The organism is Nocardioides aequoreus, from assembly GCF_000720335.1.
In the GTDB taxonomy this organism is placed as follows: Bacteria; Actinomycetota; Actinomycetes; order Propionibacteriales; family Nocardioidaceae; genus Marmoricola; species Marmoricola aequoreus.
In genome coordinates, this window is sequence record NZ_JOJN01000001.1 from 429,363 (window position 1) to 453,046 (window position 23,684).

At 73.6% G+C, this 23,684-nt stretch carries 31 protein-coding genes; 10 read left to right on the forward strand and 21 right to left on the reverse strand.

Annotation, left to right across the window (positions count from 1 at the left end):
- The first annotated feature begins 3 nt into the window (after positions 1 to 3).
- Positions 4 to 189, forward strand: coding sequence for a DUF6104 family protein (locus IG63_RS0102020; RefSeq protein ID WP_030482711.1), 186 nt, complete (start codon positions 4 to 6; stop codon positions 187 to 189).
- Positions 190 to 205: 16 nt separating this feature from the next.
- On the opposite strand, the gene IG63_RS20330 is transcribed toward IG63_RS0102020, so the two are convergent.
- From IG63_RS20330 to IG63_RS0102035, 3 genes are read right to left on the reverse strand one after another with little or no spacing between them, the layout of a single operon-like run.
- Positions 206 to 451 (reverse strand): hypothetical protein, encoded by a 246-nt coding sequence (locus IG63_RS20330; RefSeq protein WP_030482712.1) that lies wholly within the window; start codon positions 449 to 451, stop codon positions 206 to 208.
- Between the two features lie 45 nt (positions 452 to 496).
- Positions 497 to 1,672, reverse strand: coding sequence for a fatty acid desaturase family protein (locus IG63_RS0102030; RefSeq protein WP_051706043.1), 1,176 nt, complete (start codon positions 1,670 to 1,672; stop codon positions 497 to 499).
- 44 nt (positions 1,673 to 1,716) lie between these two features.
- Positions 1,717 to 2,817 carry a ferredoxin reductase gene (locus IG63_RS0102035; RefSeq protein ID WP_030482714.1) on the reverse strand — a complete coding sequence of 367 codons (1,101 nt, stop codon included), beginning with the start codon at positions 2,815 to 2,817 and terminating at the stop codon, positions 1,717 to 1,719.
- Positions 2,818 to 2,989: 172 nt separating this feature from the next.
- Here IG63_RS0102035 and IG63_RS0102040 point away from each other — a divergent pair, with 172 nt between their 5' ends.
- Both IG63_RS0102040 and IG63_RS0102045 read left to right on the forward strand, forming a co-directional pair.
- Entirely contained in the window at positions 2,990 to 4,237 is a 1,248-nt protein-coding gene (locus IG63_RS0102040) for a metal-dependent hydrolase family protein (RefSeq protein WP_051706044.1), read from the forward strand.
- 20 nt (positions 4,238 to 4,257) lie between these two features.
- Positions 4,258 to 4,929 carry a TetR family transcriptional regulator gene (locus tag IG63_RS0102045; protein WP_084596497.1) on the forward strand — a complete coding sequence of 224 codons (672 nt, stop codon included), beginning with the start codon at positions 4,258 to 4,260 and terminating at the stop codon, positions 4,927 to 4,929.
- A gap of 21 nt (positions 4,930 to 4,950) precedes the next feature.
- On the opposite strand, the gene IG63_RS0102050 is transcribed toward IG63_RS0102045, so the two are convergent.
- From IG63_RS0102050 to IG63_RS0102090, 9 genes are all read right to left on the reverse strand, one after another.
- Positions 4,951 to 6,429: an MDR family MFS transporter gene (locus IG63_RS0102050; protein WP_084596499.1), complete on the reverse strand. Its 1,479-nt coding sequence runs from the start codon at positions 6,427 to 6,429 to the stop codon at positions 4,951 to 4,953.
- Between the two features lie 124 nt (positions 6,430 to 6,553).
- Positions 6,554 to 7,846 (reverse strand): hypothetical protein, encoded by a 1,293-nt coding sequence (locus IG63_RS20335; RefSeq protein WP_036194156.1) that lies wholly within the window; start codon positions 7,844 to 7,846, stop codon positions 6,554 to 6,556.
- Entirely contained in the window at positions 7,843 to 8,133 is a 291-nt protein-coding gene (locus IG63_RS0102060) for a hypothetical protein (protein WP_030482718.1), read from the reverse strand. The genes IG63_RS20335 and IG63_RS0102060 overlap by 4 nt, the downstream gene beginning before the upstream one ends.
- Entirely contained in the window at positions 8,130 to 8,447 is a 318-nt protein-coding gene (locus IG63_RS0102065) for an SAV_915 family protein (RefSeq protein ID WP_157209979.1), read from the reverse strand. The genes IG63_RS0102060 and IG63_RS0102065 overlap by 4 nt, the downstream gene beginning before the upstream one ends.
- A 29-nt stretch (positions 8,448 to 8,476) precedes the next feature.
- Positions 8,477 to 9,271, reverse strand: coding sequence for a hypothetical protein (locus tag IG63_RS0102070; RefSeq protein ID WP_030482720.1), 795 nt, complete (start codon positions 9,269 to 9,271; stop codon positions 8,477 to 8,479).
- Positions 9,268 to 9,963 (reverse strand): SDR family oxidoreductase, encoded by a 696-nt coding sequence (locus tag IG63_RS0102075; protein WP_030482721.1) that lies wholly within the window; start codon positions 9,961 to 9,963, stop codon positions 9,268 to 9,270. The genes IG63_RS0102070 and IG63_RS0102075 overlap by 4 nt, the downstream gene beginning before the upstream one ends.
- The gene (locus IG63_RS0102080; protein ID WP_030482722.1) at positions 9,960 to 10,928 is read right to left on the reverse strand and encodes a zinc-binding dehydrogenase; all 969 of its coding nucleotides are present in this window, start codon (positions 10,926 to 10,928) and stop codon (positions 9,960 to 9,962) included. Before IG63_RS0102080 ends, IG63_RS0102075 begins: the two co-directional genes overlap by 4 nt.
- 42 nt (positions 10,929 to 10,970) lie before the next feature.
- Entirely contained in the window at positions 10,971 to 12,206 is a 1,236-nt protein-coding gene (locus tag IG63_RS0102085; protein WP_030482723.1) for an NAD(P)-dependent malic enzyme, read from the reverse strand.
- Between the two features lie 105 nt (positions 12,207 to 12,311).
- Positions 12,312 to 12,629 carry a S24 family peptidase gene (locus tag IG63_RS0102090; RefSeq protein ID WP_030482724.1) on the reverse strand — a complete coding sequence of 106 codons (318 nt, stop codon included), beginning with the start codon at positions 12,627 to 12,629 and terminating at the stop codon, positions 12,312 to 12,314.
- 126 nt (positions 12,630 to 12,755) lie between these two features.
- Here IG63_RS0102090 and sodN point away from each other — a divergent pair, with 126 nt between their 5' ends.
- From sodN to IG63_RS0102105, 3 genes are all read left to right on the forward strand, one after another.
- Positions 12,756 to 13,157: a superoxide dismutase, Ni gene (gene sodN / locus IG63_RS0102095; RefSeq protein WP_030482725.1), complete on the forward strand. Its 402-nt coding sequence runs from the start codon at positions 12,756 to 12,758 to the stop codon at positions 13,155 to 13,157.
- 190 nt (positions 13,158 to 13,347) lie between these two features.
- Positions 13,348 to 13,728 (forward strand): ATP-binding protein, encoded by a 381-nt coding sequence (locus IG63_RS20340; protein ID WP_036194159.1) that lies wholly within the window; start codon positions 13,348 to 13,350, stop codon positions 13,726 to 13,728.
- Positions 13,729 to 13,732: 4 nt separating this feature from the next.
- Entirely contained in the window at positions 13,733 to 14,527 is a 795-nt protein-coding gene (locus IG63_RS0102105) for an RNA polymerase sigma factor SigF (RefSeq protein ID WP_030482727.1), read from the forward strand.
- Positions 14,528 to 14,536: 9 nt separating this feature from the next.
- Here the strand turns inward: IG63_RS0102105 and IG63_RS0102110 are convergent, their stop codons facing one another.
- Positions 14,537 to 14,923, reverse strand: a complete 387-nt coding sequence (locus IG63_RS0102110; protein WP_157209980.1) for a hypothetical protein — start codon at positions 14,921 to 14,923, stop codon at positions 14,537 to 14,539.
- Between the two features lie 360 nt (positions 14,924 to 15,283).
- On the opposite strand from IG63_RS0102110, the gene IG63_RS0102115 reads away from it, so the two are divergent.
- Entirely contained in the window at positions 15,284 to 15,535 is a 252-nt protein-coding gene (locus IG63_RS0102115; protein WP_030482729.1) for a WhiB family transcriptional regulator, read from the forward strand.
- 18 nt (positions 15,536 to 15,553) lie between these two features.
- Here the strand turns inward: IG63_RS0102115 and IG63_RS0102120 are convergent, their stop codons facing one another.
- Positions 15,554 to 17,029 (reverse strand): sensor histidine kinase, encoded by a 1,476-nt coding sequence (locus IG63_RS0102120; protein WP_030482730.1) that lies wholly within the window; start codon positions 17,027 to 17,029, stop codon positions 15,554 to 15,556.
- 56 nt (positions 17,030 to 17,085) lie between these two features.
- Between IG63_RS0102120 and IG63_RS0102125 the strand changes: the two genes are divergently transcribed.
- Complete coding sequence (locus IG63_RS0102125) at positions 17,086 to 18,777, forward strand: acetolactate synthase (protein ID WP_030482731.1); 1,692 nt, start codon at positions 17,086 to 17,088, stop codon at positions 18,775 to 18,777.
- A 7-nt stretch (positions 18,778 to 18,784) separates the two neighbouring features.
- Positions 18,785 to 19,285 carry a GNAT family N-acetyltransferase gene (locus IG63_RS0102130; protein WP_030482732.1) on the forward strand — a complete coding sequence of 167 codons (501 nt, stop codon included), beginning with the start codon at positions 18,785 to 18,787 and terminating at the stop codon, positions 19,283 to 19,285.
- A gap of 153 nt (positions 19,286 to 19,438) precedes the next feature.
- Here IG63_RS0102130 and IG63_RS0102135 read toward each other — a convergent pair whose 3' ends face one another.
- The 7 genes from IG63_RS0102135 to IG63_RS0102165 form a co-directional block, all read right to left on the reverse strand.
- Entirely contained in the window at positions 19,439 to 19,816 is a 378-nt protein-coding gene (locus IG63_RS0102135) for a thioesterase family protein (protein WP_051706046.1), read from the reverse strand.
- Positions 19,813 to 20,316, reverse strand: a complete 504-nt coding sequence (locus tag IG63_RS0102140; protein ID WP_051706047.1) for a DUF6882 domain-containing protein — start codon at positions 20,314 to 20,316, stop codon at positions 19,813 to 19,815. The genes IG63_RS0102135 and IG63_RS0102140 overlap by 4 nt, the downstream gene beginning before the upstream one ends.
- A 76-nt stretch (positions 20,317 to 20,392) precedes the next feature.
- A complete protein-coding gene (locus IG63_RS23945) occupies positions 20,393 to 20,467 on the reverse strand; it encodes a 50S ribosomal protein bL37 (RefSeq protein WP_369759046.1) in 75 nt (24 codons plus the stop codon).
- 68 nt (positions 20,468 to 20,535) lie between these two features.
- The gene (gene rsrA / locus IG63_RS0102150; protein ID WP_030482735.1) at positions 20,536 to 20,796 is read right to left on the reverse strand and encodes a mycothiol system anti-sigma-R factor; all 261 of its coding nucleotides are present in this window, start codon (positions 20,794 to 20,796) and stop codon (positions 20,536 to 20,538) included.
- On the reverse strand, positions 20,793 to 21,437 hold the full coding sequence (locus IG63_RS0102155) for a sigma-70 family RNA polymerase sigma factor (RefSeq protein WP_036194308.1): 645 nt from the start codon (positions 21,435 to 21,437) through the stop codon (positions 20,793 to 20,795). The genes rsrA and IG63_RS0102155 overlap by 4 nt, the downstream gene beginning before the upstream one ends.
- Positions 21,438 to 21,653: 216 nt before the next feature.
- On the reverse strand, positions 21,654 to 22,289 hold the full coding sequence (locus tag IG63_RS0102160; protein ID WP_030482737.1) for an alpha/beta hydrolase family protein: 636 nt from the start codon (positions 22,287 to 22,289) through the stop codon (positions 21,654 to 21,656).
- Positions 22,289 to 23,074, reverse strand: coding sequence for an SOS response-associated peptidase (locus IG63_RS0102165; protein WP_030482738.1), 786 nt, complete (start codon positions 23,072 to 23,074; stop codon positions 22,289 to 22,291). The genes IG63_RS0102160 and IG63_RS0102165 overlap by 1 nt, the downstream gene beginning before the upstream one ends.
- 64 nt (positions 23,075 to 23,138) lie before the next feature.
- Between IG63_RS0102165 and IG63_RS0102170 the strand changes: the two genes are divergently transcribed.
- Positions 23,139 to 23,654, forward strand: a complete 516-nt coding sequence (locus IG63_RS0102170; protein WP_030482739.1) for a DoxX family membrane protein — start codon at positions 23,139 to 23,141, stop codon at positions 23,652 to 23,654.
- The last annotated feature ends 30 nt before the right edge of the window (positions 23,655 to 23,684 follow it).

Consider the following 23,684-nt stretch of genomic DNA (forward strand, 5'->3'; position numbering starts at 1 on the left):
CCGGTGTACTTCACCGACCGCGGCATCGAGGAGCTGCTGCAGCGACGGGGCGAGGAGCAGGTGGGGATCGCCTGGCTCGCCGACCGGCTGCAGGAGTTCACCGACGTCCACCCCGAGCACGAGGCGGCCGTCGAGCGGCTGGCCACCTGGCTGGCCCGGCTCGACGACCCCGACGACGACCTGGAGTAGCTGGCCCCGAGGTCGCTCAGACCTCGGGGGCCTCGTCGTGGTCGCCCTGGTCGTGGTCGCCCCGGTCGTGGTCGCGCAGCGCGCGCTTGGTGGAGTCGCGGATCTCGAAGATCTCGGTGGCGAAGCCACCCAGCGCGCGGGCGACGTCGGTCACGGCGCCCGTCACGATGCCGGTCACCGTGCCCACCGCCTGCGCGGCGGCGGTGACGCCGTCCTGGACGGCGTCCTTGCGGATCTCGCTCTTGCTCAGCTCGTCGGGCACGCGGACCACCTCCTGCTCGTGCGGCCAGTGTGGCGCACGGGTGGCTCAGGCCGCGATGGGCTCGGTCACAGGGCCCTGCGCCGGCTCGCCGTCCGTCGACGTACGCCGCGTCGGCAGCGCGAGGCGGCAGATCTTCTTGGCGACGCTGAAGAGCTGCCGGTGCAGCGGGCCGGTCGTGTACTCCAGCCCGTAGCGCGCGCAGAGGTCGCGGATCTCGGGGGCGATCTCGGGGTAGCGCCGCGCGGGCAGGTCGGGGAAGAGGTGGTGCTCGATCTGGTGGGAGAGGTTGCCCGACAGGAGGTGGAGGAGCGGGCCGCCGGAGATGTTGGCCGAGCCGAGCACCTGGCGGTAGTACCAGTGACCGCGCGACTCCTCGGGCTTGCCGTCGGCGTCGACGGTGTCGAGGCACTCCTCCTGCGTGAAGGTCTCGGCGCCGGCCGGGAAGTGGCCGCAGAAGATGATGTTGAAGGCCCACACGTTGCGCACCAGGTTGGCCGCGGCGTTGCCGGCCAGCGTCAGCGGGAAGAGCGGTCCGGTCAGCGCCGGGAAGACGACGTAGTCCTTGAGCGCCTGGCGCTTGACCTTGCGCATGATCCCCGCGTGGAGCGCCTTGTTCTCCTCCAGCTTGCGGGTGCCGCTGACGATGTTCTCGACCTCCAGGTCGTGCATCGCCACGCCCCACTCGAAGAAGACCATCAGCAGGAAGGCGTAGAGCGGGTTGCCGAGGTAGTAGGGGTGCCACTCCTGGCCCTCGTCCATGCGGAGGACGCCGTAGCCGATGTCGCGGTCCTTGCCGAGGATGTTGGTGAAGGTGTGGTGGATGTAGTTGTGGCTGTACTTCCACTGCTCGCTGGGGCAGACGTTGTCCCACTCGTACATCCGCGACGACAGGCCGGGGTCGCCCATCCAGTCGTACTGCCCGTGCATCACGTTGTGGCCGATCTCCATGTTGTCGAGGATCTTCGACAGCGAGAGCGCCGCGACGGCGAGTGGCCAGGCGGGCGGCAGGTACATCAGCGCGCGGCCGGCGACCTCGAGCTTGCGCTGCGTGGCCACGATGTCGCGGATGTACGCCGCGTCGTCCTCGCCGAGGTCGGCGATGACCCGCTGGCGGATCGCGTCGAGCTCCTCGCCGAAGGCCCGAAGCTGCTCGGGGGTGAGGTGGACCTTGCCGGTGGGAGTGCCGGTCGTGGTGCTGGTCGGGGTGCTGGTGCTGGTCATGGGGTGTCCCTTCGCTCGATCGGTCGGATCGGTGGGCTGGTGGGTCAGAGGTCGACGGCGCAGTCGCCGACGGGGGCGGAGACGCAGATGCGCACGTCCTCGTCGGGCAGCGAGGACTCCTCGCCGGTGAGCACGTTGCGCACGGTCCCCTCGCTCTTGCGGGAGACGCAGGAGAAGCAGATGCCCATCCGGCACCCGAACTCCGGGGTCAGCCCGAGGGCCTCGGCCTGCTCCAGCAGGGAGGCGCCGGTGTTGGCCGCGCCCGCGCCGCTGCGCGTGAAGCTGACCTCGCCCTCGGCGGAGCCCCCCGCGCCGGGCACCGTGGTGAGCTTGAAGTGCTCGGTGCGCAGTCGGGGGCTCCCGGCGTAGGCGTCGACGACGAGCTGCATCATCCCGGCCGGGCCGCAGGCCCAGGTGTCGGTGTCGCGGAAGTCGGGCACCAGGCGCCGCAGCGCGGCCTCGCTGAAGACGTCGTCGCCGTGACGCAGGTGCACCCGGACGCCGTTGTCGGCCCACGCGATGCGCTGCAGCTCCTCGGCGAAGATCTGGTCCTCCGCCGAGCGCGCGTAGTGCAGGAAGGTCACCTTGCGGCCGGCGTGGCCGTCGTACCCGTCACGGAGCAGGGTGCGCACGTGCGACATCGCCGGCGTGATGCCGGAGCCGCCGGTGACGTAGAGCAGGTGGTTGTTGGTGGGGGTCGCGGGGCTCTCGGTGAGCGTGAAGTCGCCCTGCGCCTGGCTGAGGTGCACCACCAGGCCGGGCTGCGCCTCCTCGACGAGGTAGCGGCTGACCAGGCCCTCGGCGTGGGCGCGCACCGTGAGCTCGATCGGCTCACCGGGCTCGGACGCCGCGGAGGCGATGGTGAAGCAGCGCGTGGTGCGGCGGGCACCCGGAACCTCGACCCCGACCTGCACGTGCTGCCCGGCGCGGTGGCCGCGCCACGTGGCGGTGGGCTGGAGCCGGATCGTCGCGACGGGGTGCTCGCCACGGGTCTCGCGACGGACCTCCAGGACCTGCGCCCGCACCTCGCGGGCGGCCCACATCGGGTTGACCAGCTCGAGGTAGCGGTCGACGTCGTGGGGGGTGGTGAGCGCCGCCAGGGTCTTGGACCCGAGCACGCGCTGGACCAGGGTGGCGGTGGGCATCGGTCCTCCAGATTTTGGTGAACGCTTGTGCACTCAACCGTGCCGTCGACGGCGCCGGAGGTCAAGCAGGTACGACGGTGACGCCCGCCACGGCGCCCCCCACGAAGCCCGTCAGCCCGGCCGGCGCGGGCCCCGACGCGACCGGGATCACACCGCTCGTAGGGTCGGGCGCATGGCACGCACGGTCTTCGCAGGCGGACAGGTGTACGACGGCACGACCGCGGCGGCGGCGCCCGGCGAGGTGGCCGTCGAGGACGGACGGGTGGTCGAGGTCGGCACCGACCTCGACGGCGACGAGCGCGTCGACTGCGCGGGCGGCTACGTCGCCCCGGGCTTCTTCGACTGCCACGTGCACGTCACCCTCGACGCGCCCAGCCTGATGCGGATCCTCGAGACGCCCTTCAGCCTGCAGTTCTACAGCGCCGCGGCCAACCTCGCGACGACGCTGCGCACCGGCATCACCACGGTGCGCGACGCCGGCGGCGCCGACCTCGGCATCCGCACGGCCCTGGAGCGCGGCATGATCCCCGGCCCGCGGCTGCAGGTCGCCATCACCATGCTCAGCCAGACCGGCGGGCACGGCGACGACTGGCACGTCTGCGGCGGCGACGCGCCCTTCATGGTCACCCACCCGGGCCGGCCGAGCGGCCTCGTCGACGGGCCGCACGCCGTGCGGCAGCGGGTGCGCGAGCTGGTCCGGGCCGGCGCCGACGTGATCAAGGTGGCCACGACCGGTGGGGTGCTCTCCCCCAACGACGACCCCCGCCACGCGCACTTCCGTGACGACGAGATCCAGGAGATGGTCGCCGAGGCGCACGCCGCGGGCATCGAGGTGATGGCGCACGCCCAGGGCACCGAGGGGATCCAGGCGGCGGTGCGCAACGGCGTCCGCTCGATCGAGCACGGCATCTACCTCGACGACGAGACCGTCGACCTGATGGTGCAGCACGGCACCTGGCTGGTGCCGACGCTGCACGCCCCCCGCGCGGTGATCGCCGCGGCCGACGCGGGCGTGCCGATCCCGCGCGCGGCCGTGGAGAAGGCCCACCAGGTCGCCGAGGCGCACGTCGCGAGTGTGCGGCTGGCCCACGAGGCGGGGGTGCGCATCGCCATGGGCACCGACTGCGGGGTCGGACCTCACGGCACCAACCTCGAGGAGCTGGGCCTGATGACCGAGGCGGGACTCTCCCCCCGCGACGCCCTCGAGGCGACGACGGGCTCGGCCGCCGACCTGCTCGGCGTCGGATCAGACCGCGGCCGGATCCGGCCCGGCCAGCGGGCCGACCTGGTCGTCGTCGACGGCGACCCCGACGACGTGCGCGGCCTGCGCGAGCGGGTGCGCCGGGTCTACCTCGACGGGCGCCTGGCGCACCGGGCGGACGACGCGACCGCCGCCACCGCGGCCGACCCCACCCCCTGACGGGGCCATATGCTCCTTTCATGACACCAGCGGTCGCGGCGGGCGGCCCCGGGGGGCACGGCGCGGGCGCACAGGCCCGCCCGGAGTCGCGGGGCGAGCGCAAGGAGCGCACCCGTCGCGCCATCATCGAGGCCGCGCTGACCCTCTGCGAGGACAGCAGCCTGGTGGCGCTCTCGCTGCGTGCGGTGGCCAAGGAGGTCGGCATCGTGCCGACCGCCTTCTACCGCCACTTCGACTCCATCGAAGACCTCGGGCTGGTGCTGGTGGAGGACTCCTTCGCCTCGCTGCGCGCGATGCTGCGCGACGTCCGGGCCACCGACCCGCAGTTCCGCGACATCATCGACCAGTCGGTGAGCGTGCTGGTCGAGCACACCCGCGAGCGCCACGCCCACTTCGAGTTCATCTCCCGGGAGCGGCGGGCCGGCCCGCCCGCCGTGCGCGAGGCGATCGGTCACCAGATCGAGCTGGTGGAGCGCGAGTTGGCCACCGACCTGGCGCGGCTGGTGCCGCCCAGCTGGACCGGCGAGGACCTGCGGGTGCTCTCCAACCTGATCGTCACGCTGATGGTCGGCATCACCGAGGCGCTGCTCAGCGCGGCCCCCAGCGAGGAGACCGAGGTCGCCGACCGCGCCCGCACCCAGCTGCGGATGCTGCTGGTCGGCGGCCTGCAGTGGCGCTCGCGCGCCGACTGAGCGGCGACCGGCGGCTCCGGCTCAGGCGGCCTCGGCCACGGGCTCGCCCGTGCGGTCCTCGGCGGCGCGGCGACGGTGGCGCACCAGGGCGAGGACGACGACCAGCGTCACCACGCCCACGACCGCCCCGCTGCCGAAGGCCCAGCGGATGCCCTCGACGCCGGCGTCGTGCTCGCTCCCGCCCGACTGGAGCACCGCAGCGGTGCGAGCGGTCATCACCGAGATCGCGGCCGCGGTGCCGACGGCGCCGGCCACCTGCTGCAGCGTGCCCAGCAGCGAGCTGCCGTGGGAGTAGAGGTGCGGCGGGAGCGCTCCGAGGCCCATGGTGAAGAGCGGGGTGAAGAGGCCCGCCAGGCTGACCATCAGCAGGACGTGCAGCGTGAGCAGGCCCCACGTCGCGGCGTACGGCAGCAGCAGCGCGAGGCCGGCCGAGGCCGCCAGCAGGCCCACTGCCCCCGGGATCACGAGCGGCCGGGGGCCGAGCCGGTCGTAGAGCCGGCCGACCCGCGGGCCGAGCAGGCCCATGGCGATGCCGCCGGGCATGACCAGCAGGCCGGTGGCGAGCGGGCTGAGCCCCCGCTGCTCCTGCAGGTGCAGCGGCAGCAGGATCATCGCGCCGAGCATGGACATGAAGCCGAGCGACATCGCGGCGAGCGACAGGGCGTACGTCGGGATGCGCAGCGTGCGCAGGTCGAGCAGCGGCTCGCCGGAGCGGGCCAGGGCGCGCTGGCGCAGGACGAAGACGACCACGCCGACCACGCCCGCGGCCGCGGCGACGTACGCCGTGCCACCGCCCGCACCCTCGCCGAGCTCGCTCAGGCCGTAGACCAGGCCGCCGAAGCCGATCGCGGCCAGCGCGACGCTGACCAGGTCGAGCGGGTGGGGTCCGGTCTCGCCGACGTCGACGAGGTGGCGCAGCCCGACGGCGGTGATGACGCCGGCGATCGGCAGCACCAGCACGAAGATCCAGCGCCACGACAGCTCCTGCAGCACGAAGCCCGACACCGTCGGGCCGAGCGCGGGGGCGACCGAGATCGCGAGCGTCACGTTGCCCATCACGCGGCCGCGGTCGGACTCGTGGACGATCGACATCAGCGTCGTCATCAGCAGCGGCAGCATCACCGCGGTGCCGCTCGCCTGCACGACCCGGGCCACGAGCAGGACGCCGAAGGTGGGGGCCAGCGCGGCCGCGAGCGTGCCGACGCTGAAGGTGACCATCGCCAGGGCGAAGACCTGCCGGGTGCGCAGCCGCTGCAGCAGCCACCCCGTCGTCGGGATGACCACGGCCATCGTCAGCATGAAGACGGTGGTGAGCCACTGGGCCGCCGAGGCGTCGACGTCGAAGTCGGCCATGAGAGCCGGGATGGCGTTGACCATCGTGGTCTCGTTGAGGATCACCACGAAGGTGGCTGCCACGAGCCAGCGCAGCACGCCGTAGTCGCGGGAGCCCTCGGCGGCGGCGCCGTCGAGGTCGGTGGTCTGGGCGTCGCCCGCTCGCATGGGAGGTCCTTGCTGCTCGCTGGTCACGGTCACGCAGGGGAGACCGCCGTCCTGGGCCGAACTCATCGACCACGGCGATCATTCCCCGGGCCGCGGCCCGGCGCGAGCGAGTTGTCTGCGCGCCCTAGCTGAACCAGCCGCCGACCGTGCTGCCCACGTCGGAGGCGAAGTCGCCGATCGCCTCGCCGGTGTCCTGGAGCGCCTCGACGCCCGAGTCCCACGCCTCGCCGACGTCGGGCCCGTTCTCGAAGAGCGAGTCGATCGCGCCGTCGGCGAAGATCGCGACGCCGGCGCCGACGACGGTGCCGACCACGGCCCCGACGGCCGTGCCCACGCCAGGCACCACCGAGCCGAAGGCCGCGCCCATCGCGGCGCCCGTGCCGATGGTGGCGAGCGCGCCGGCACCTGCACCGATGCCGGCACCGAGGGCGAAGGAGGCGCCCTGGCTGACGATGATCTGCTCGGTGGTCTCCCCCTCCTGGTAGTCGTTGTAGATCCCCAGGCCGAGACCGACCGGACCCAGGATGCGTCCGAGTCCGCGCACGACCCGCGCGCCCCGACCCGTCGGGCCACCCCGGGCGGCCTCGGCGTCGTCGAGGAGCTGCTGCGCCTCGTTGAGCCGGCCCTCGATGGCCAGGCGGTCGGCCTCCAGGCGCGCCTCGTCGAGGGTCTGGAAGATGAACCACTTGCGCTTGAGGTAGCGGTCGGGATTGGCCTGCAGGTCGTCGATGAGCCGGGAGGCCTCGTCGAGCAGGTCCTGGGCGCGCACCTGCAGCCGGGAGGAGTGGTTGATCCCCAGACCGGCGAGCACCCCCGCCGCGGAGTCGCCGAGGATGTCGCCGACGGTGGCGATCCAGGCCGCGTGCTGGCCGGGCAGGTACTCGTCGTTGAGCGAGTTGCACGCCGCGGCGTAGGCCCGGTCGACGCGCGCCGCCTCGGTCGAGGCGGCGTTGTAGGCGGCGATGAGGTCCTGGTGGTCGTCGTACGCCGCCACGCGCTGGTTGTGGGCCTCCACCTCGGCGTCGGTGCCGGTGAAGTCGTCCGGCGGCCGGGCGGGGCCGGGCCCCGGGTCCTGCACGACGGTGCCCGCCACGGTCAGGCCGGCGTCGCGGGCGGTGGTGCGCACCTCGCGCATGTCCTCCTGGCAGCGCCGCAGGTCGCCGGCGAAGTCGTCGAGGTCGTCCGCCATCGCGCGGCAGGCGGACTCGAGGTCGTCGACCCGGTCGCGGGCGCGCTTCATGGTGCCGGAGAACTCGTCGCCGGCTGTGCTCAGCCAGGACGCGTCGGCGTCGCGGCGGGCGCCGTTGAAGGCCTCGCCGGCGCCGTCGAGCTGGGGGGCGAGCGACTGCCGCAGCCAGGTGGCCGCGCCCTCGATGCCGCCCGGCGAGCCCTCGATGCGGGTCTCGACGCCGCTCACTCGTCCATCACCGACTCGATCTCGGAGAGCGTGGCGGAGGACTCGGCGTCGGCCCGCCCGTAGTAGTCGCTGCAGGTGCGCACCAGCTCGGCCGCCCCCTGCAGCGCCTCGGAGGTGTTGCCCGCGCTGTTGACCACCTGGCTCAGCATGCTCGCGACGACGGCGCTCATCGGGCCGGCGTCGACGTTGCTCGGGACGCCACCCTCGAGGTCGTCGAGCCCGGTGGCCGCGGCGTCGAGGCTGCTCGCGATGCCGGCCAGCACCCCGCGGTCGACGTCGATGCTCACGGCGCCACCTGCTCGCGGTCGCCGTCCCCCTCGACGTCCCCCTCGCCGAGCGCCGGCGAGACGTCGACGAAGAGCAGGTCGTACGGCGTCTGGTCGTGCACCTTCTGGAGGGTGGCGACGTCCATCAGCACCCACGGGTGGCCCGCGAGGTAGAAGTCGTCGAGGCGATCGGGGGCCGAGTAGGTGTAGAGGGCGGTGCGGCCGTCCTCCACCTGGTGCATCACGACCCGGCGCTGGGCGGGGTCGGACTCGTCGGTGGTCGGCACATAGACGACCGGGGGCATCTGGGGGCGCACGGGCTCGCTAGTCGACACGACCACATTGTGCGACCGCGCGCGGCTTCTCAAACCTCGCGTCGGCGACGGCGGCGCTCGGCCACCGAGGCACCGGTGGCGCCCACACCGGCACGGCCCTGCAGCCAGGTGGCCAGGGCGTCGGCGCTGTGGCCCATCAGCGAGCAGTCGACGGCGAGCACGTGGTCGGGCTGCAGCAGCCGCCGGCCGCCCCACAGCCGCGGGCACCGGGTCTCGACGTCGACGGGCCGCTCGGAGCGCACCATCAGCCGCTCGGAGCCGGACCCGGCCCAGACGCGCTCGACGTCGGCGAGCGCGACCGAGCGCCGCCCCCGTCGCGACTCGTGCACCACGCGGTCGTCGGTGACCCACAGCGCCTCACGGTTGCGTCGGCCGGTCAGCGCGAGCACCACGAGTCCGGCGAACCACGCGGCGACCACCGCCGGCGGGATCGCCCACACGAGCGGATCGGTCGCGGCCTGCGAGCCCAGCACGACGAGGACGACGCCGAGCGAGACCAGGGCGACGTCCATGACCCGGGAGAACCACCAGTGCGGCCCCCAGGACCGCACCACCGACGCGGGCCGGCCCCCGATCGTGCCGTCCTCCAGGGTGGGCAGCCGGCGGGTGACGGCGAGGGCCAGGCTCAGCGCGGCCGAGGCGACGGCGCCGGCCACGGCGTACCAGAAGAGCGCCCGCATGGCGGGGAGCTCGGCGTCGAGCGCGCGCACCAGCGCGGCGAGCAGGCCGGCTCCCACGGCCAGGCCGGCGTAGGCGAGCACCTCGGCCCACTTGCCGCGGCCACCGAAGGTCCGCTCCGGCGGCGGGGACACCGACGCGCTCACGGCCGGCTCAGCTTGAGGTCGGGCACGGTGGCGTCGCGCGGGAGGTCGAGCACGTGCAGCGCGGCGTCGGCGACGGTCGAGGGCTGGATCCACGCCGTCGGGTCGTACGCCGCACCCTCTGCGTCGTGCACCTGCTCCTGCATCGGGGTCGCCACCCGGCCGGGGTAGAGCGAGGTGACCCGCACGCCGTGCTCCTGCTCCTCCTGGCGCAGCGCGTCGGCGAGCGCCTTGAGCCCGTGCTTCGACGCGGCGTACGCCCCCCAACCGCCGCGGGCGTTGAGCCCGGCGCCGGAGTTGACGAAGACGTAGGTGCCCGCGGCCGCGCGCACGGCCGGGAGCGTGAGCCGGGTGAGCTCGGCGGCGGCCACCAGGTTGACGGTCAGCTGCCGCTGCCACGACGCGACCTCCAGCTCCGCGACGGTGCCGAGGCCCACCACCCCCGCGGAGTGCACCACGGAGTCGAGCCGGTCGGGCAGCCCGAGGGAGGCCAGCGACGCCGGGTCCTCCAGGTCGCCGACCACGGTGGCCGCTCCCTCCCAGCGCGCCCGCAGCTGCTCGGCCCGCTCCGCCGAGCGCGCCAGGAGCACGAGGTCGTCGCCTCGTGCGTGGAGCCGGTCGGCGAGGACCTCGCCGATGCCCGAGCCCGCACCGCTGAGCAGGTGGCGCCTCCCGGGGACGACCGGGTGGCTCATCGAGTGAAGACGATCTTGCCGAAGACGTCGCCGTCAGCCATCGCGGCGAAGCCCTCCGCTGCCTGCTCCATCGGCAGCACCCGGTCGATCACCGGCGAGGTGCCGGTCGCGTCGAGCAGCGTGGCGAGGGCGGCGAGCTCGCTGCGCGTGCCCATGGTCGAGCCGACCACCCGCAGCTGCAGGAAGAAGATCCGGGTCAGCTCGGCGTCGTCGAGGTCGGGTCCGCTGGTGGTGCCGCTGGTGACGATCACGCCTCCGGGCCGCAGCGAGCGGACGGAGTGCGACCAGGTGGCCTTGCCGACGGTCTCGATGACCCCGTCGACCTTGACGGGCAGCCGGGCACCCGACTCGTAGACCTCGTGGGCCCCCAGCTCCAGCGCCCTGGAGCGCTTGCCCTCGTCGCGGCTGGTCGCGAGCACGCGGAGGCCACCGGCACGGGCGAGCGCGATCGCGGCGGTCGCGACCCCGCCGCCGGCACCCTGCACGAGCACGGTGTCGCCGGCGCGCAGCCCGCCCCGGGTGAAGAGCATCCGGTAGGCGGTGAGCCACGCCGTGGGCAGGCACGCGGCCTCCTCGAAGGACAGCGAGGCCGGCTTCGGCACGACGTTGCCGCGCGGCACCGCCACCTTGTCGGCGAAGGCGCCCTGGTGGCGCTCGCTGAGCAGCGACCGCTTGGGGTCGAGGGTGTCGTCGCCGCGCCACGACGGGTCGTTGATGACGGCGTGCACCACCACCTCGTTGCCGTCCTCGTCGAGCCCGGCGGCGTCGCAGCCCAGGATCATGGGCAGCGACTCCTCGCGCAGGCCCACGCCGCGCAGCGACCACAGGTCGTGGTGGTTGAGCGAGGCCGCCTTCACGGTCACCGTGGTCCAGCCGTCGGGCACCTCGGGGTCGGGGCGCTCACCGACCACCAGGCCATCGAGCGGGCTGTCCTTGCTGAACGAGTCTGCGTACACGGCGAACATGGGGCGACCGTACCCACTGCGGCGCCGCGCGCGCCGCGGGCCTCAGCGGCGGGCGACCCCGTCGGCCCTGGCGGCCGCCGCCACGGCCGCGGCCACCTCGGGCGCCACGCGCGGGTCGAAGGGCGACGGCACGACGTAGTCCTCGCGCAGGTCCTCGCCCACGATCTCGCACAGCGCGTGGGCCGCGGCGAGCTTCATGCCCTCGGTGATGGCCGAGGCCCGCACGTCGAAGGCCCCGCGGAAGATGCCGGGGAAGGCCAGCACGTTGTTGATCTGGTTGGGGTAGTCGGAGCGGCCGGTCGCCACGACGCGGGCGTGCCGGTGCGCGACCTCGGGGTGCACCTCGGGGTGCGGGTTGGCCAGGCCGAAGACGATCGAGTCGGGGGCCATGCTCGCCACGATCTCCTCGGGCACCGTGCCCCCGGAGACGCCGATGTAGGCGTCGGCCCCCGCCATCGCGGAGGCCAGGTCGCCGGGGTCGGAGGTGCGGCCGGCGGTGAGCTCGGCGAGCGCGCGCTTGGAGGGGTTGAGGTCGTCGCGGCTGGTGTGGATGACGCCCTGGCGGTCGGTCACCGTCACCCGGCCGATCCCCGCGGCCAGCAGGATCTTGGTGACGGCGACGCCGGCGGCCCCGGCTCCGCCCACGACCACGCTGGTGGTGGCGGCCAGCCGGCCGGTCAGCCGCAGCGCGCCCTCGAGCGCGGCGAGGGCGACCACCGCGGTGCCGTGCTGGTCGTCGTGGAAGACGGGGATGTCGAGCCGGCGCTTGAGCGCCTCCTCGATCTCGAAGCAGCGCGGGGCCGAGATGTCCTCGAGGTTGATGCCGCCGAAGCTGGGGGCCAGTCGCACCACCGTCTCGACGATCTCGTCGACGTCCTGGGTGTCCAGGCAGATCGGGACGGCGTCGACGCCCGCGAACTGCTTGAAGAGCACCGCCTTGCCCTCCATCACCGGCATCGCCGCCGAGGGACCGATGTTGCCCAGGCCGAGCACGGCGGACCCGTCGGTCACCACGGCCACGGTGTTGGAGGTCCAGGTGTAGTCGAGCGCCAGGTCCGGCTGCTCCGCGATCGCCTCGCACACCCGGGCGACGCCCGGGGTGTAGGCCATCGCGAGGTCCTCGGGGCCCTCCAGAGGCGCGGCCGAGATCTCCATCTTGCCGCCGCGGTGGAGCTCGAAGACGGGGTCGCCGGTGAAGGCGTCGGCCGGGCCGTCGGTGGGGCTGTCGATGGGGGTGCCGGTGGTGGTGCTGGAGGGGACGGGCTCGGTGGGGACCATGCGGGAGGACTCCTGGTGGCGGGGCGGATCAGCGGGCGCGGAGCTCGACGCACGGTGCCCGGGTGCGGGCGGCGGAGCAACGCGGAGGCGGGGTGTGACCCGGGCTCATGGTCGCACAGGGCGCGCGCGCAGCCGACGTGGGCGTGGCCACACCCGCACCGGCACGACGCCGACCACGACCGCCGCGCCGGCCGACCAGCTGTCGCGGCCCTCCACCGGGTTGTCGCGCGCGACCCACCAGCCGTCGGCGTCCGGGTGCTCGAGCCGCTTCACCGCCAGCACCCCGTCGCGGAAGCGCACCACGGCGAGGGCGCCGGGGCGGGGCACGGCGGCGTACCGCACCCAGAGGCGGTCGCCGTCGCGCAGCGTCGGCTCCATCGACCTGCCGCGCACCACCGCGATCCCCCACCGCTGGCCACGCATCAGCCCACCGCTCCTCGGGTACCTGCTGGGACGGCGCACGCCGACCGCAGTAGTGTCACAGACAGCCACGGCGCGGTCCGTGCGCCATCTCCGACCGACTGTCAGCCGAACCCGAGGAGACACCGGATGTTCCAGCACCTGCTCGCCCCCACCATCGAGGTCTCCGCGCACTGCGACCTCCCGTGCGGGGTCTACGACCCGGCGCAGGCCCGCATCGAGGCCGAGTCCGTCAAGGCGGTCATCACCAAGGCGCTCGACAGCGACGACGCCGACTTCCGCACCCGCGCGATCCTCATCAAGGAGCAGCGCTCCGAGCTGGTCAAGCACCACCTCTGGGTGCTGTGGACGGACTACTTCAAGCCCCCGCACTTCGAGAAGTACCCGCAGCTGCACCAGCTGGTCAACGAGGCCACCAAGCTGGCCGGCGCCTCCGGCACCAAGGGGGAGCTCGACGTCGCCAAGGCCGACGAGCTGCTGGCCAAGATCGACGAGATCGCCGAGATCTTCTGGGAGACCAAGAAGGGCTGAGCGCACTCTGCGCCGACTCCTGCGACGCCCCCCGCCGCCCCTCCGGGCGCGGGGGGCGTCGTGCGTCCCGGCCCTCGTGGCACGAGGCCGCGTGGTGGCCCCGGGCGTTTGCCAGCGGGGCGGGAGGAGGACGACTAGGGTGGGCCTCGCTGTTCGCATGCGTCACTCCCGTCCCCCTCAGGAAGGCAACATGCGCACCAGGTCCGACGTCGAGCTCCGACTCCCCGCCGAGTCGGCGTACGTCGCCGTGCTGCGCATGACCACGGCCGGGCTCGCCGCCCGGCTCGACTTCACCCTCGACGACATCGAGGACCTGCGGATGGCCGTCGGCGAGGCCTGTGCGCTGGTGCTCGAGCACGCCGACAGCGAGGGCGACCTGCGGGCGTCGTACGACCTGAGCGACGGGTCGATCCGCGTCTCCATCTCGGCCGGGGCCGCCCGCGGGGCCGACCCCGACGAGGACAGCTTCGGCTGGCAGGTGCTCACCGCGCTGACCAGCGACGTGCTGACCCACCGCGAGGGCTCCGAGCTCTGGGTCAGCTTCAGCGTCCGCTCCAGCATCTCGGCCTGACGCCGTGGCGGGTGGCGTCGTGGGTCCCCGGGTCGACGGGGTCGACCACCGCGCCTCGAGCCGCGCGCTCTTCGCCGAGATGTACGCCGAGACGACCTCGGTGGCCCGCCGGCGCGAGTGCCGCGAGGCGCTGGTGCACCTGCACCTGCCGCTGGTGGAGCACTGCGCCCGGCGCTTCCGCAACCGCGGCGAGCCCTTCGACGACCTGGTGCAGGTCGGCACGATCGGGCTGATCAAGTCGGTCGACCGCTTCGACGTCTCGCGCGGGGTGGAGTTCTCGACCTACGCCACCCCGACGATCATCGGCGAGATCAAGCGCTACTTCCGCGACAAGGGCTGGGCCATCCGGGTGCCGCGACGGCTCCAGGAGCTGCGCATGGCCATCACGAAGGCCACGGCCGACCTGTCGCAGGACCTGGGGCGCTCCCCCACGGCGCGCGAGATCGCCGACCACCTCGGCCGCGAGGTCGAGGAGGTGCTGGAGGGGCTGGAGTCGGCCAACGCCTACTCGACGGTCTCGCTCGACGCGGGCGACGGCGACCCCGACTCCCCCGCCAGCCTGCTGGAGAACCTCGGCGCCGACGACGAGGCGCTGGCGCACGTCGAGGTGCGCGAGTCGATCAAGCCGCTCATCGAGCTGCTCCCCCAGCGCGAGCGGCGCATCCTGCTGCTCCGCTTCTTCAAGGGGATGACGCAGAGCCAGATCGCCGCCGAGATCGGCGTCTCGCAGATGCACGTCTCCCGGCTGCTCAACCGCACGCTGGAGCAGCTGCGCAGCGAGATGCGCGAGGTCGGCTGAGCCCTCGGACTAGCCCGCGTCCGCGTCGCGCACCGTCTCGATGGCCAGGATCGAGCGTGGGTGCAGCAGGCCCGCCAGCACGGCCGTGGCGGCCACGACGAGCGCGACCGAGACCTGCCAAGTCTCCCGGAAGTTCCACGCCAGGCCGAGCCACACCAGCTGCGCGAGCAGCACCGGCCCCCGCGCCCACGGCCGCACCCGGCTCAGCCCCCACGCGCACAGCAGCAGCGCCGCGCCGCACAGGGTGAAGAAGACGGTGGTGCTCAGGCCCAGGACCAGCCGGTCGGGGACGACGGAGAGCGCCTCGGCGACCGCCCCGAGCACCACAAGGAGTCCCTGGACGAAGGTGAGGCCGGCCGCGGTCACCAGCGGGGCCGGCGCCCCGGGGCCACTCACCGGACCACCCGCTGGGCTACTCTCGGGGCCACTCGGCTCACCAGGCTCGGACTCCACGTCACGACCCTAAGCCTCGGGGCACGTGCTCGCCCCGCGGGGACAGCGACGACGGATTCGGTGGCGCAGGGCGTCAGGGAGGGCTGGACCCGTCCGTCCGGGCAGGTGTGATCCACTATTCCCGGACGGTCTGTGACCCACCTGACCTGTCCCAGGGGTTGTGTCCCGCGCGCGGAGTTGCCAGGCTGGTCTTCGTGCGCCCGATCACAACCTGGTCCGGCGTGCCTACCCGGTCCTCACATCGCCGCTGACCGGGACATCTAGTGAAGACTTTCACGAGCTAGCCGGAGGACACCCTCACCCATGGATTGGCGCCACCGTTCCGCATGCCTCGATGAGGATCCGGAGCTGTTCTTCCCCATCGGCACCACGGGACCGGCGATCATGCAGGTCGAGGAGGCCAAGCAGGTCTGCCGTCGCTGCGACGTGCGCGAGCAGTGCCTGGCGTGGGCCCTCGAGGCCGGCCAGGACCACGGCGTCTGGGGCGGGATGAGCGAGGACGAGCGTCGCGCGCTCAAGCGCCGCAACGCGCGCGCCCGGGTGCGCACCGCCTGAGCCCACCGCCGCTGCCACCTACGGCACCGGGACGGTGACCTCGGCGCGGGTCCCCGGACCGTCCTCACGTGGCAGCAGCCGCAGCGACCCGCCGAGCTCCTCGACCAGCGTCCGGACGATCGAGAGCCCGAGGCTGGTCGACGCCTCCAGCGAGAAGCCGGCGGGCAGCCCGCCCCCGTCGTCGACGACGGCCAGCCGCAGCATGCCGTCGGCCCGCCCCGCGCGCACGGTCACCGAGCCCGGCTCCGCGACGGGCGAGCCCTCCGGGTAGGCGTGCTCCACGGCGTTCTGGAGCAGCTCGGTGAAGACCATCGCCAGCGGCGTCGCGACCTCCGCGTCGAGCGCGCCGAAGCTGCCCTCGCGGCGCGCGCGCACCGGCCGCGCCGTCGAACCGACGTCGGCCACCAGGCGCGTCAGCCGGTCGGCCACGTCGTCGAAGTCGACGCTCTCCTCGAAGGCCTGGCTCAGCGTCTCGTGCACGACGGCGATCGAGCCCACGCGGCGTACGGCCTCCTCCAGCGCCAGGCGTCCCTCCGGCGCGCTCAGGCGCCGCGCCTGGAGCCGCAGCAGCGCGGCCACGGTCTGCAGGTTGTTCTTCACCCGGTGGTGGATCTCGCGGATGGTGGCGTCCTTGGTGACCAGCTCGCGCTCGCGGCGCCGCAGCTCGGTGACGTCGCGCAGCAGCACCAGCGCCCCCGTGCGGCTCCCGGCCGGGGCGAGCGGCAGCGACCGCGCCACGATCGTGGCGGCGGCGTTGCCCAGCTCGGTGTCACCGGGGGCGCGGCCGCCGAGCACGCCGGTGACGACCTCCTCGTCGACGCGCATCGCGGGCGGCACCAGCTCGCGGGTCACCTCGGGCAGCGACCGCGCCGTGAGGTCGCCCACGAGGCCGAGCCGGCGGTAGACCGAGAGCGCGTTGGGGCTCGCGTAGACCACGCGTCCCTCGGCGTCGAGACGCAGGAAGCCGTCACCCACGCGGGGGCTGTCGGCGTGGTCGGTGCTGTCGTCGGGGTGCGGGAAGCCGCCGCGGGCGATCATCTGCGAGAGCTCGCTGGCCGCCTGCAGGTAGGACAGCTCGAGCCGGCTGGGCGTGCGCACGCCCTGGAGGTTGGTGCTGCGCGCCACCACCGCGATCAGTCGCTCGCCGCGGCGCACCGGGATCGCCTCCACGCGCACCGGCACGTCGTCGCGCCACTCCGGGTCGCCCTCCCGCGCGATCCGGCCGTCGCGCAGGGCGGCGTCGACCAGCGGACGCCGGCCCACGGCCATGAAGTTGCCCACCACGTCGTCGACGAGCGCCGTGGGTCCTGTGGTGGGCCGCATCTGCGCACCCGCGTAGTAGCCCGACCCGTCGGCGGCCGGGAGCCACAGCACCAGGTCGGCGAAGCTGAGGTCGGCGACGATCTGCCAGTCGGCGACCAGGCGCAGCAACCATGCGACGTCGTCGTCGCCGAGGTCGGTGTGGGCTCGGGCGAGCGGTCGCAGCGACGGCACCACGACAGGGTAGAGACCACTGCCTGCTACTGGCGGGTAGGGATACCCTCGGCCGCATGACCCAGGCTCCCGAGGACACCACGACCGCGTCGGCCGACGGCCCCGTCGAGGCCCATGCCGGCAAGCACGCCGTCGCCGTCGCCCGCGCGCAAGGCGTCGAGACGATGTTCACCCTCTCCGGGGCGCACGTCTTCCCGATGTACGACGGCGCGGTCACGGCCGACCCCCCGATGCGCATCCTCGACGTCCGCCACGAGCAGACCGCGGCCTTCGCCGCCGAGGCCACCGGCAAGCTGACCCGCACCCCCGGCCTCGCGGTGCTGACCGCCGGACCCGGGGTCACCAACGGTGTCAGCGCCATCGCGCAGGCGCAGTTCGCCGGCTCGCCCATGGTCGTGGTCGGCGGGCGGGCGCCGTCCAACCGCTGGGGCAGCGGCTCGCTGCAGGAGCTCGACCAGCCGCCGATCGTCGCGTCGGTCTCCAAGCTGGCGCGCACCATCCACACCGCGGCCGAGGTCGCCGACGGCTTCGACGAGGCCTTCACCTCCGCCGGCTCCTCCCACCGCGGACCGGTCTTCGTCGACGTGCCGATGGACGCCTTCTTCGACACCGCCACGACGGCGCGACCCGTGCCGGCCGCCCGGCAGCGACTGGAGCCCGACCCCGACGCGCTGGCGGACGTCGTCCGCCTGCTCGGGGAGGCGCGGCGTCCGGTCCTGGTGCTCGGCACCGACGTCTGGGCCGACGGGGCCGAGGAGGCCGCGCTGCGCCTGGTCGAGGACGCCGGCCTGCCCACCATCACCAACGGCATGGGCCGCGGGCTGGTGCCCGGCGGCCACCCGCTGCTGGTGACCAAGGCGCGCGGCGCCGCCTTCAACGGCGCCGACCTCGTGGTGGTGGTCGGCACCCCCCTCGACTTCCGCCTGGGGTACGGCGTCTTCGGCGGCAAGGACGGGGCCACCCCCGCCCGCGTGGTGCACCTCGCCGACTCGCCGGGCCAGCTCTCCGGCCACGCCGAGCTCGCCGGACGCGCCGCCGGCGACCTGACCCTCGTGCTCGACGCCGTCCGCGAGGGCGTGCTCGGCCTCTCGCGGCGCCCCGACTGGCAGGGCTGGGTCAGCGAGCTGCAGGACACCGTGGGCGCCGCCGCCGAGCGCGACCGTGAGCTGCTCGCGGCCGAGGCCGACCCGATCCACCCCGCGCGGATCTACGGCGAGCTGGTGCCGCGGCTGGCCGAGGACTCGGTGGTGATCGGCGACGGCGGCGACTTCGTCTCCTTCGCCGGCAAGTACGTCGAGCCGCAGCGCCCCGGGGGCTGGCTCGACCCCGGTCCCTACGGCTGCCTCGGGGCAGGCATGGGCGGGGCCATCGCCGCACGGCTGACCCGCCCGTCGGCCCAGGTCGTGCTGCTCTACGGCGACGGCGCCGCCGGCATGTCGCTGATGGACGTCGACACGCTGGTGCGCCACGACCTGCCCGTCGTGATGGTCTGCGGCAACAACGGCGCCTGGGGGCTGGAGAAGGGGCCGATGCAGATGCTCTACGGCTACGACGTCGCCGCCGACCTCACCCCGCGCACCCGGTACGACGAGGTGGTCACCGCCCTCGGCGGCGCCGGCGAGACCGTCACCGACCCGCGGCAGATCGGGCCCGCGCTCGACCGGGCCTTCGCCTCCGGCGTCCCCTACCTCGTCAACGTCATCACCGACGTCGAGGCGGCGTACCCGCGCAACACCTTCGGCATCTGAGGTCGTCGTGCCGCCCCTGGTCACGCGCGCGGCGTCCGACGACGTCGCCGAGGCCGCCCGCATCACCGTGGCGGCGTACGTCGGCACCTACGTCGCCGCCGACGACGCCTACGTGGCCCACCTCGAGGACGCGGCGGGGCGCGCGACGGAGGCCGAGCTGTGGGTCGCGCGACTCGAGGAGGGCGGACCCGTCGTCGGCTCGGTCACCTTCTGCCCGCCCGAGTCGTCGATGCGCGAGATCGCGCGCGACGACGAGGCGGAGTTCCGGATGCTGGCCGTCGACCCCGTCGCCCGCGGGCGCGGGGTCGGCGAGGCGCTGGTGCGGCACTGCCTCGAGGAGGCGCGCCGCCGCGGGCTGCTCGGCGTACGCATGTCGACGATGGCGCAGATGACCAGCGCCCACCGGCTCTACGAGCGACTGGGCTTCGAGCGCGCCCCCGACGACGACTGGTCGCCCACCCCCGGCGTCCACCTGCTCGCCTACGCCCGCCGAGACGTCACTCCCTGACCGCCGAGGAGTCACTCCCTGGCAGCCGAGAGGTCATTGGCTGACCCGAGAGGAGTCACTCCCTGACCGCCAGGGTCCCGAGACTGCACGCCAGTGACCTCTCGACGGTCAGGGAGTGACCTCTCGGCGGGAAGCCTGTGACCTCTCGGCGGGTCAGGAGAGGCGGGAGAGGAAGCGCTCGGTGCCGACGACGACGCGGCTGACCTCGCCGGAGCCGACCAGGCGGCCGCCCTGCCGGGCGGCGACGGAGAGGCGCACCAGGCGGCCGTCGACGTGGACGACGGAGGCGCTCACCTCGACCTCGGCCCCGACCACGGACGGCGCCTGGTGCTCGAGGGAGACGCGGGTGCCGACGCTGGTCTCGCCGTCCTCCAGCGCCGGCTCGAGCGCGGCACACGTGGCGGCCTCGCACCACGCCAGCAGCACCGGCGTGCCCAGCACGGGCAGGCTCCCGGAGCCGACCGCCGCGGCGGTGTCGGCCTCGGCGACGGTGCGCGTCAGCGTGGCGGCGAGGTCGGTGGTGATCCTCACGGCTGGCTCACCTCGAAGGTGTCGGTGGAGCCGTCGGCCTCGGTGATCGTGACCTCGCCGAAGACGACGTACGACGCCAGCGCACCGCGCGCCGGCGGCACCAGGCCCCGGCACCCCCCGACCCGGAAGGCCAGCGCCACAAGGTCCATCGCCTGCTGCTCCTCCAGCCGCAGCGGCGAGGCGCTCAGCGCGAAGACCTCGTGCTCGACGCCCCAGGCGCGCACCTGCTCAGCGGTACGCCGCAGCGGCGCCAGGATGGTCTCGTTGTCCCACGACCAGACGAACGTGCCCGAGTCGGGGCTCCAGGAGCCGAGCACCTGGGCCGGCGCGGTCGCCGTGCGCTCGCCGAGGTCCCACCGGACCAGGCCCTCGCGCTGGTCCAGCGTCCAGCGCGTCTCGTCGCCCAGGCCCCAGCGCTCGTGGTGCACGCGGATGCTCTCCAGGATCATCTCGTGGCCCTGGACCAGGAGCTGGCCGAGATCGGGGGCGGGATCGCTCATGACCCGATCCTCTCAGCACGCACACGAGCCCCGGACCACCTGGTCCGGGGCTCGGGTAGCTCGTCTGACCCGAGGGTCAGGCGTTGGGGCGCTTGCCGTGGTTCGCGCCCTTCTTCTTGCGCGCGCGGCGCTTGCGGCCGGTCTTGCCCATGGGGTCCTCCTGGGTGCTGGGACGGCGTCCATGGTCCCAGGTCGCGACCACGGGGCCTAATCGGGGCCCTACTCGCTGCGGATCTCGACCCGCACCTGGTCGATGGAGACCATGACGCGCTCACGCAGACCGTCGGGCGCCTGCTCGGAGCAGGAGCGGCGCACCAGGGTCTTCACGGTGCGCTCGAGGTCGTAGCGGGCCAGGCAGGGTCCGCACTCCTCGAGGTGCTGCTCGATCTGGCTGCAGTCGGCCTGGTCGAGCTCGTTGTCGAGGAAGAAGAAGACCCGACCGAGCACCTCGGAGCAGTCCTGGGCGTTGGGCTCGCTCATCGTGCACCCCCCTTCGCCTCGATGGTCGCCTCGGGCAGCAGGTCGTTGTCGCGCACGTAGTCGGTGAGCATCTGACGCAGCTGCCGCCGACCGCGGTGCAGCCGCGACATCACGGTGCCGATCGGCGTCTCCATGATCTCGGCGATCTCCTTGTAGGGGAATCCCTCGACGTCGGCGAGGTAGACCGCGAGCCGGAAGTCCTCGGGGAGCCGCTGCAGCGCGTCGGTCACGTCGGAGCTCGGGAGCCGCTCGAGCGCCTCCATCTCCGCCGACTTCAGCCCCGAGGAGCTGTGGGACTCCGCCCGGGCCAGCTGCCAGTCCTCGACGTCCTCGGCCATGGACTGCTGGGGCTGGCGCTGCTTCTTGCGGTAGGTGTTGATGAAGGTGTTGGTCAGGATCCGGTAGAGCCAGGCCTTCAGGTTGGTGCCGGGCCGGAACTGGTGGAAGTTGGCGTAGGCCTTGGCGAAGGTCTCCTGCACCAGGTCCTCGGCGTCGGTGGGGTTGCGCGTCATGCGCATCCCCGCCGAGTAGAGCTGGTCGAGGAAGGGCAGAGCGTCACGCTCGAAGCGGAGCTGCCGCTCGGCGTCGGTCTCGGTCTCGACGTCGACAGGGGCCTCGAGGTCGTCAGGTGCGGAGGTCATCACCCTCCACGATAGCGGTGCGCCGGCGGTGGGCCCCGCGTCAGGACGCAGCGCACGCAGGTGCTGCTCGGGAGCGTCGGCCGATCGCTCCAGGGTGCTGTTGAACGCGCGGATCACGTGGCCTCCTCGGGCTGGGGTGTCGCAGGGCGACGGCGTCGTCACTGGTGCCAACACCACCCCTCCCCGGGGGATTCCCGTCCCGCCGGCGACCGTGGGTCAGCCGCCCGCGAACTCCCGCACCAGCCACTCCAGGGTCGCCTCCAGGACGACGCCGAGCGCCTCCTCCTGGGTCACCGGCGCACGCGCCCGGACCTTCATGGAGTGGTCGGCCTCGGGCACCGGCACCAGGTCGAGGTCGGCCGGGAACTCCTCGGGAGCGCCGAAGGGGTCGCGCTCCCCCTGCACGACCAGGGTGCGGACCCGCGCCCGCTGCAGCTCGACGAGCCGCGACTTCTCGGGCCGGCCGGGTGGGTGCAGCGGGAAGGCCAGGGCCAGCGCGGCCCGGGCGCCCACGTCACGCGCGACGCGGCACGCCGAGCGTGCCCCCGCGCTGCGGCCCCCCACGACCAGCGGGGCCCGGCTGCGCATCGCGTCGAGCGCGGCGACGTAGCACTCGTCGATCGCCGCGGGGGCCGGCGCGAGCCGCTTGCCCTGCACCCGCCACGGCATCTCGACGAGCGTCACCGAGACGTCGTGCCGCGGGAGCCGCAGGGCCAGCAGCTGCAGGTCCGGCGCGTCGATGCCGCCGCCGGCGCCGTGGGTGAGCACCAGGGTGGCGATCGGCCGCTGCGCGCGGCGTACGACGAGGCGGGCCTCGCCGCGGGGCGTGCTGACCAGCCGCTCGGAGACCATCAGCCCCGGCCCTCCACCGGAGCGGGCGCCTCGTCGGCGAGCTCCTCCAGCGGGAGCGGCTCGAGCAGCTCGGGACCGTTGTTGCGGACGTTGGAGACCAGCGTGGAGACGGGGTAGGCCTCGAGCCGACCGGGGGCGGCGGGCTCAAGCAGGCCGAGCAGGTCGTCGGTCTCGGTGCGGCGCGGGTCGAGCCAGTCGGCGTAGCGCTCGCGCGGCAGCATCATCGGCATCCGGTCGTGGATGCGGCCCACGGAGTCCTCGGCCGAGGTCGTGATGACGGTGCAGGTCCAGAGGAAGCGCTCGGGGTCGTCGTCGGCGCGGTCGGGGTCGCGCCAGATCTCGTAGAGCCCCGCCATCGCGAGCAGCCCGCCGTCGGCGGGCCGGATGAAGTAGGGCTGCTTGCGGGGCTTGCCCGCCTTGGTGCGCTGCTCGGTCTCGTACCACTCGAAGTAGCCGTCGGCCGGCAGCAGCGTGCGGCGCTTGGCGAAGGCCTGGCGGTAGGCGGGCTTCTCGGCGAGCGTCTCGACGCGGGCGTTGATCATCCGGCTGCCGATCTTGGGGTCCTTGGCCCAGAAGGGCACCAGGCCCCAGGTGAGCGCCCTCAGCTGTCTCTCGGGCTCCCTCTCGGGCTCCTCGTCCTTCGCCGGCGGCCGCTCCACCACGGCGTAGACCTGCTTGGTGGGGGCGACGTTGAAGTCGGGCTCGAGGTGCGGCAGCTCGCCGCGGACCTCGAACTCCTCCGCGAGGTCCTCGGGCTTCCGGCTCGAGGCGTAGCGACCGCACACGTGCGCGAGGCTATCCCGATCCCCCGACAGGTTGGGGGCCGTGCCGGCTGGGTAAGGATGAGCCATGAGCATCATCCGCCTCGTCGCCCGCCCCCTGCTCGCCTCGACCTTCGCCGTCGGCGCCTACAGCGCGCTGAAGAACGCCGACGCGCTCGCGTCGAAGGCCAAGCCGGTCACCGACAAGATCGTGCCGCAGCTGGAGAAGGCCGGGCTCCCGGTGCCCCACGACCCCGCCACGCAGGTGCGCCTCAACGCGGCGGTGCAGCTCGTCGCGGCGATCTCGCTTGCCCGCGGCACCGCTCCGCGCGTCTCCAGCGCCGTGCTCGCCGCCTCGATCATCCCCACGACCGTCGCCGGCCACGCCTTCTGGGCCGAGGACGACGAGGCCACCAAGCAGCAGCAGCTGCTGCACTTCGCCAAGAACGCCTCGATCCTCGGTGGTCTCGCGCTGGCCGCCGTCGACACCGACGGCAAGCCCGGGCTCGCCTACCGAGCCGGTGCCGCCTCCCGCGCCGCCAAGCGGGAGGCCAAGCACCTGCGCCGCGAGGCCAGGCTGGCCGCCAAGGCGGTCACCTCCTGACGCACGGCCCGGCGGGAGCTCGTCCCTCGT

What these genes read in the sequence shown, in the direction of transcription:
- IG63_RS0102030 (WP_051706043.1), bottom strand. Translation starts at nt 1,672, where the DNA reads ATGACCAGCACCAGCACCCCGACCAGCACCACGACCGGCACTCCCACC.
- IG63_RS0102035 (WP_030482714.1), bottom strand. Translation starts at nt 2,817, where the DNA reads ATGCCCACCGCCACCCTGGTCCAGCGCGTGCTCGGGTCCAAGACCCTG.
- IG63_RS0102040 (WP_051706044.1), top strand. Translation starts at nt 2,990, where the DNA reads ATGGCACGCACGGTCTTCGCAGGCGGACAGGTGTACGACGGCACGACC.
- IG63_RS0102045 (WP_084596497.1), top strand. Translation starts at nt 4,258, where the DNA reads ATGACACCAGCGGTCGCGGCGGGCGGCCCCGGGGGGCACGGCGCGGGC.
- IG63_RS0102050 (WP_084596499.1), bottom strand. Translation starts at nt 6,429, where the DNA reads ATGCGAGCGGGCGACGCCCAGACCACCGACCTCGACGGCGCCGCCGCC.
- IG63_RS0102075 (WP_030482721.1), bottom strand. Translation starts at nt 9,963, where the DNA reads ATGAGCCACCCGGTCGTCCCCGGGAGGCGCCACCTGCTCAGCGGTGCG.
- IG63_RS0102080 (WP_030482722.1), bottom strand. Translation starts at nt 10,928, where the DNA reads ATGTTCGCCGTGTACGCAGACTCGTTCAGCAAGGACAGCCCGCTCGAT.
- IG63_RS0102085 (WP_030482723.1), bottom strand. Translation starts at nt 12,206, where the DNA reads ATGGTCCCCACCGAGCCCGTCCCCTCCAGCACCACCACCGGCACCCCC.
- IG63_RS0102090 (WP_030482724.1), bottom strand. Translation starts at nt 12,629, where the DNA reads ATGCGTGGCCAGCGGTGGGGGATCGCGGTGGTGCGCGGCAGGTCGATG.
- sodN (WP_030482725.1), top strand. Translation starts at nt 12,756, where the DNA reads ATGTTCCAGCACCTGCTCGCCCCCACCATCGAGGTCTCCGCGCACTGC.
- IG63_RS20340 (WP_036194159.1), top strand. Translation starts at nt 13,348, where the DNA reads ATGCGCACCAGGTCCGACGTCGAGCTCCGACTCCCCGCCGAGTCGGCG.
- IG63_RS0102115 (WP_030482729.1), top strand. Translation starts at nt 15,284, where the DNA reads ATGGATTGGCGCCACCGTTCCGCATGCCTCGATGAGGATCCGGAGCTG.
- IG63_RS0102125 (WP_030482731.1), top strand. Translation starts at nt 17,086, where the DNA reads ATGACCCAGGCTCCCGAGGACACCACGACCGCGTCGGCCGACGGCCCC.
- IG63_RS0102140 (WP_051706047.1), bottom strand. Translation starts at nt 20,316, where the DNA reads ATGAGCGATCCCGCCCCCGATCTCGGCCAGCTCCTGGTCCAGGGCCAC.
- rsrA (WP_030482735.1), bottom strand. Translation starts at nt 20,796, where the DNA reads ATGAGCGAGCCCAACGCCCAGGACTGCTCCGAGGTGCTCGGTCGGGTC.
- IG63_RS0102155 (WP_036194308.1), bottom strand. Translation starts at nt 21,437, where the DNA reads ATGACCTCCGCACCTGACGACCTCGAGGCCCCTGTCGACGTCGAGACC.
- IG63_RS0102160 (WP_030482737.1), bottom strand. Translation starts at nt 22,289, where the DNA reads ATGGTCTCCGAGCGGCTGGTCAGCACGCCCCGCGGCGAGGCCCGCCTC.
- IG63_RS0102170 (WP_030482739.1), top strand. Translation starts at nt 23,139, where the DNA reads ATGAGCATCATCCGCCTCGTCGCCCGCCCCCTGCTCGCCTCGACCTTC.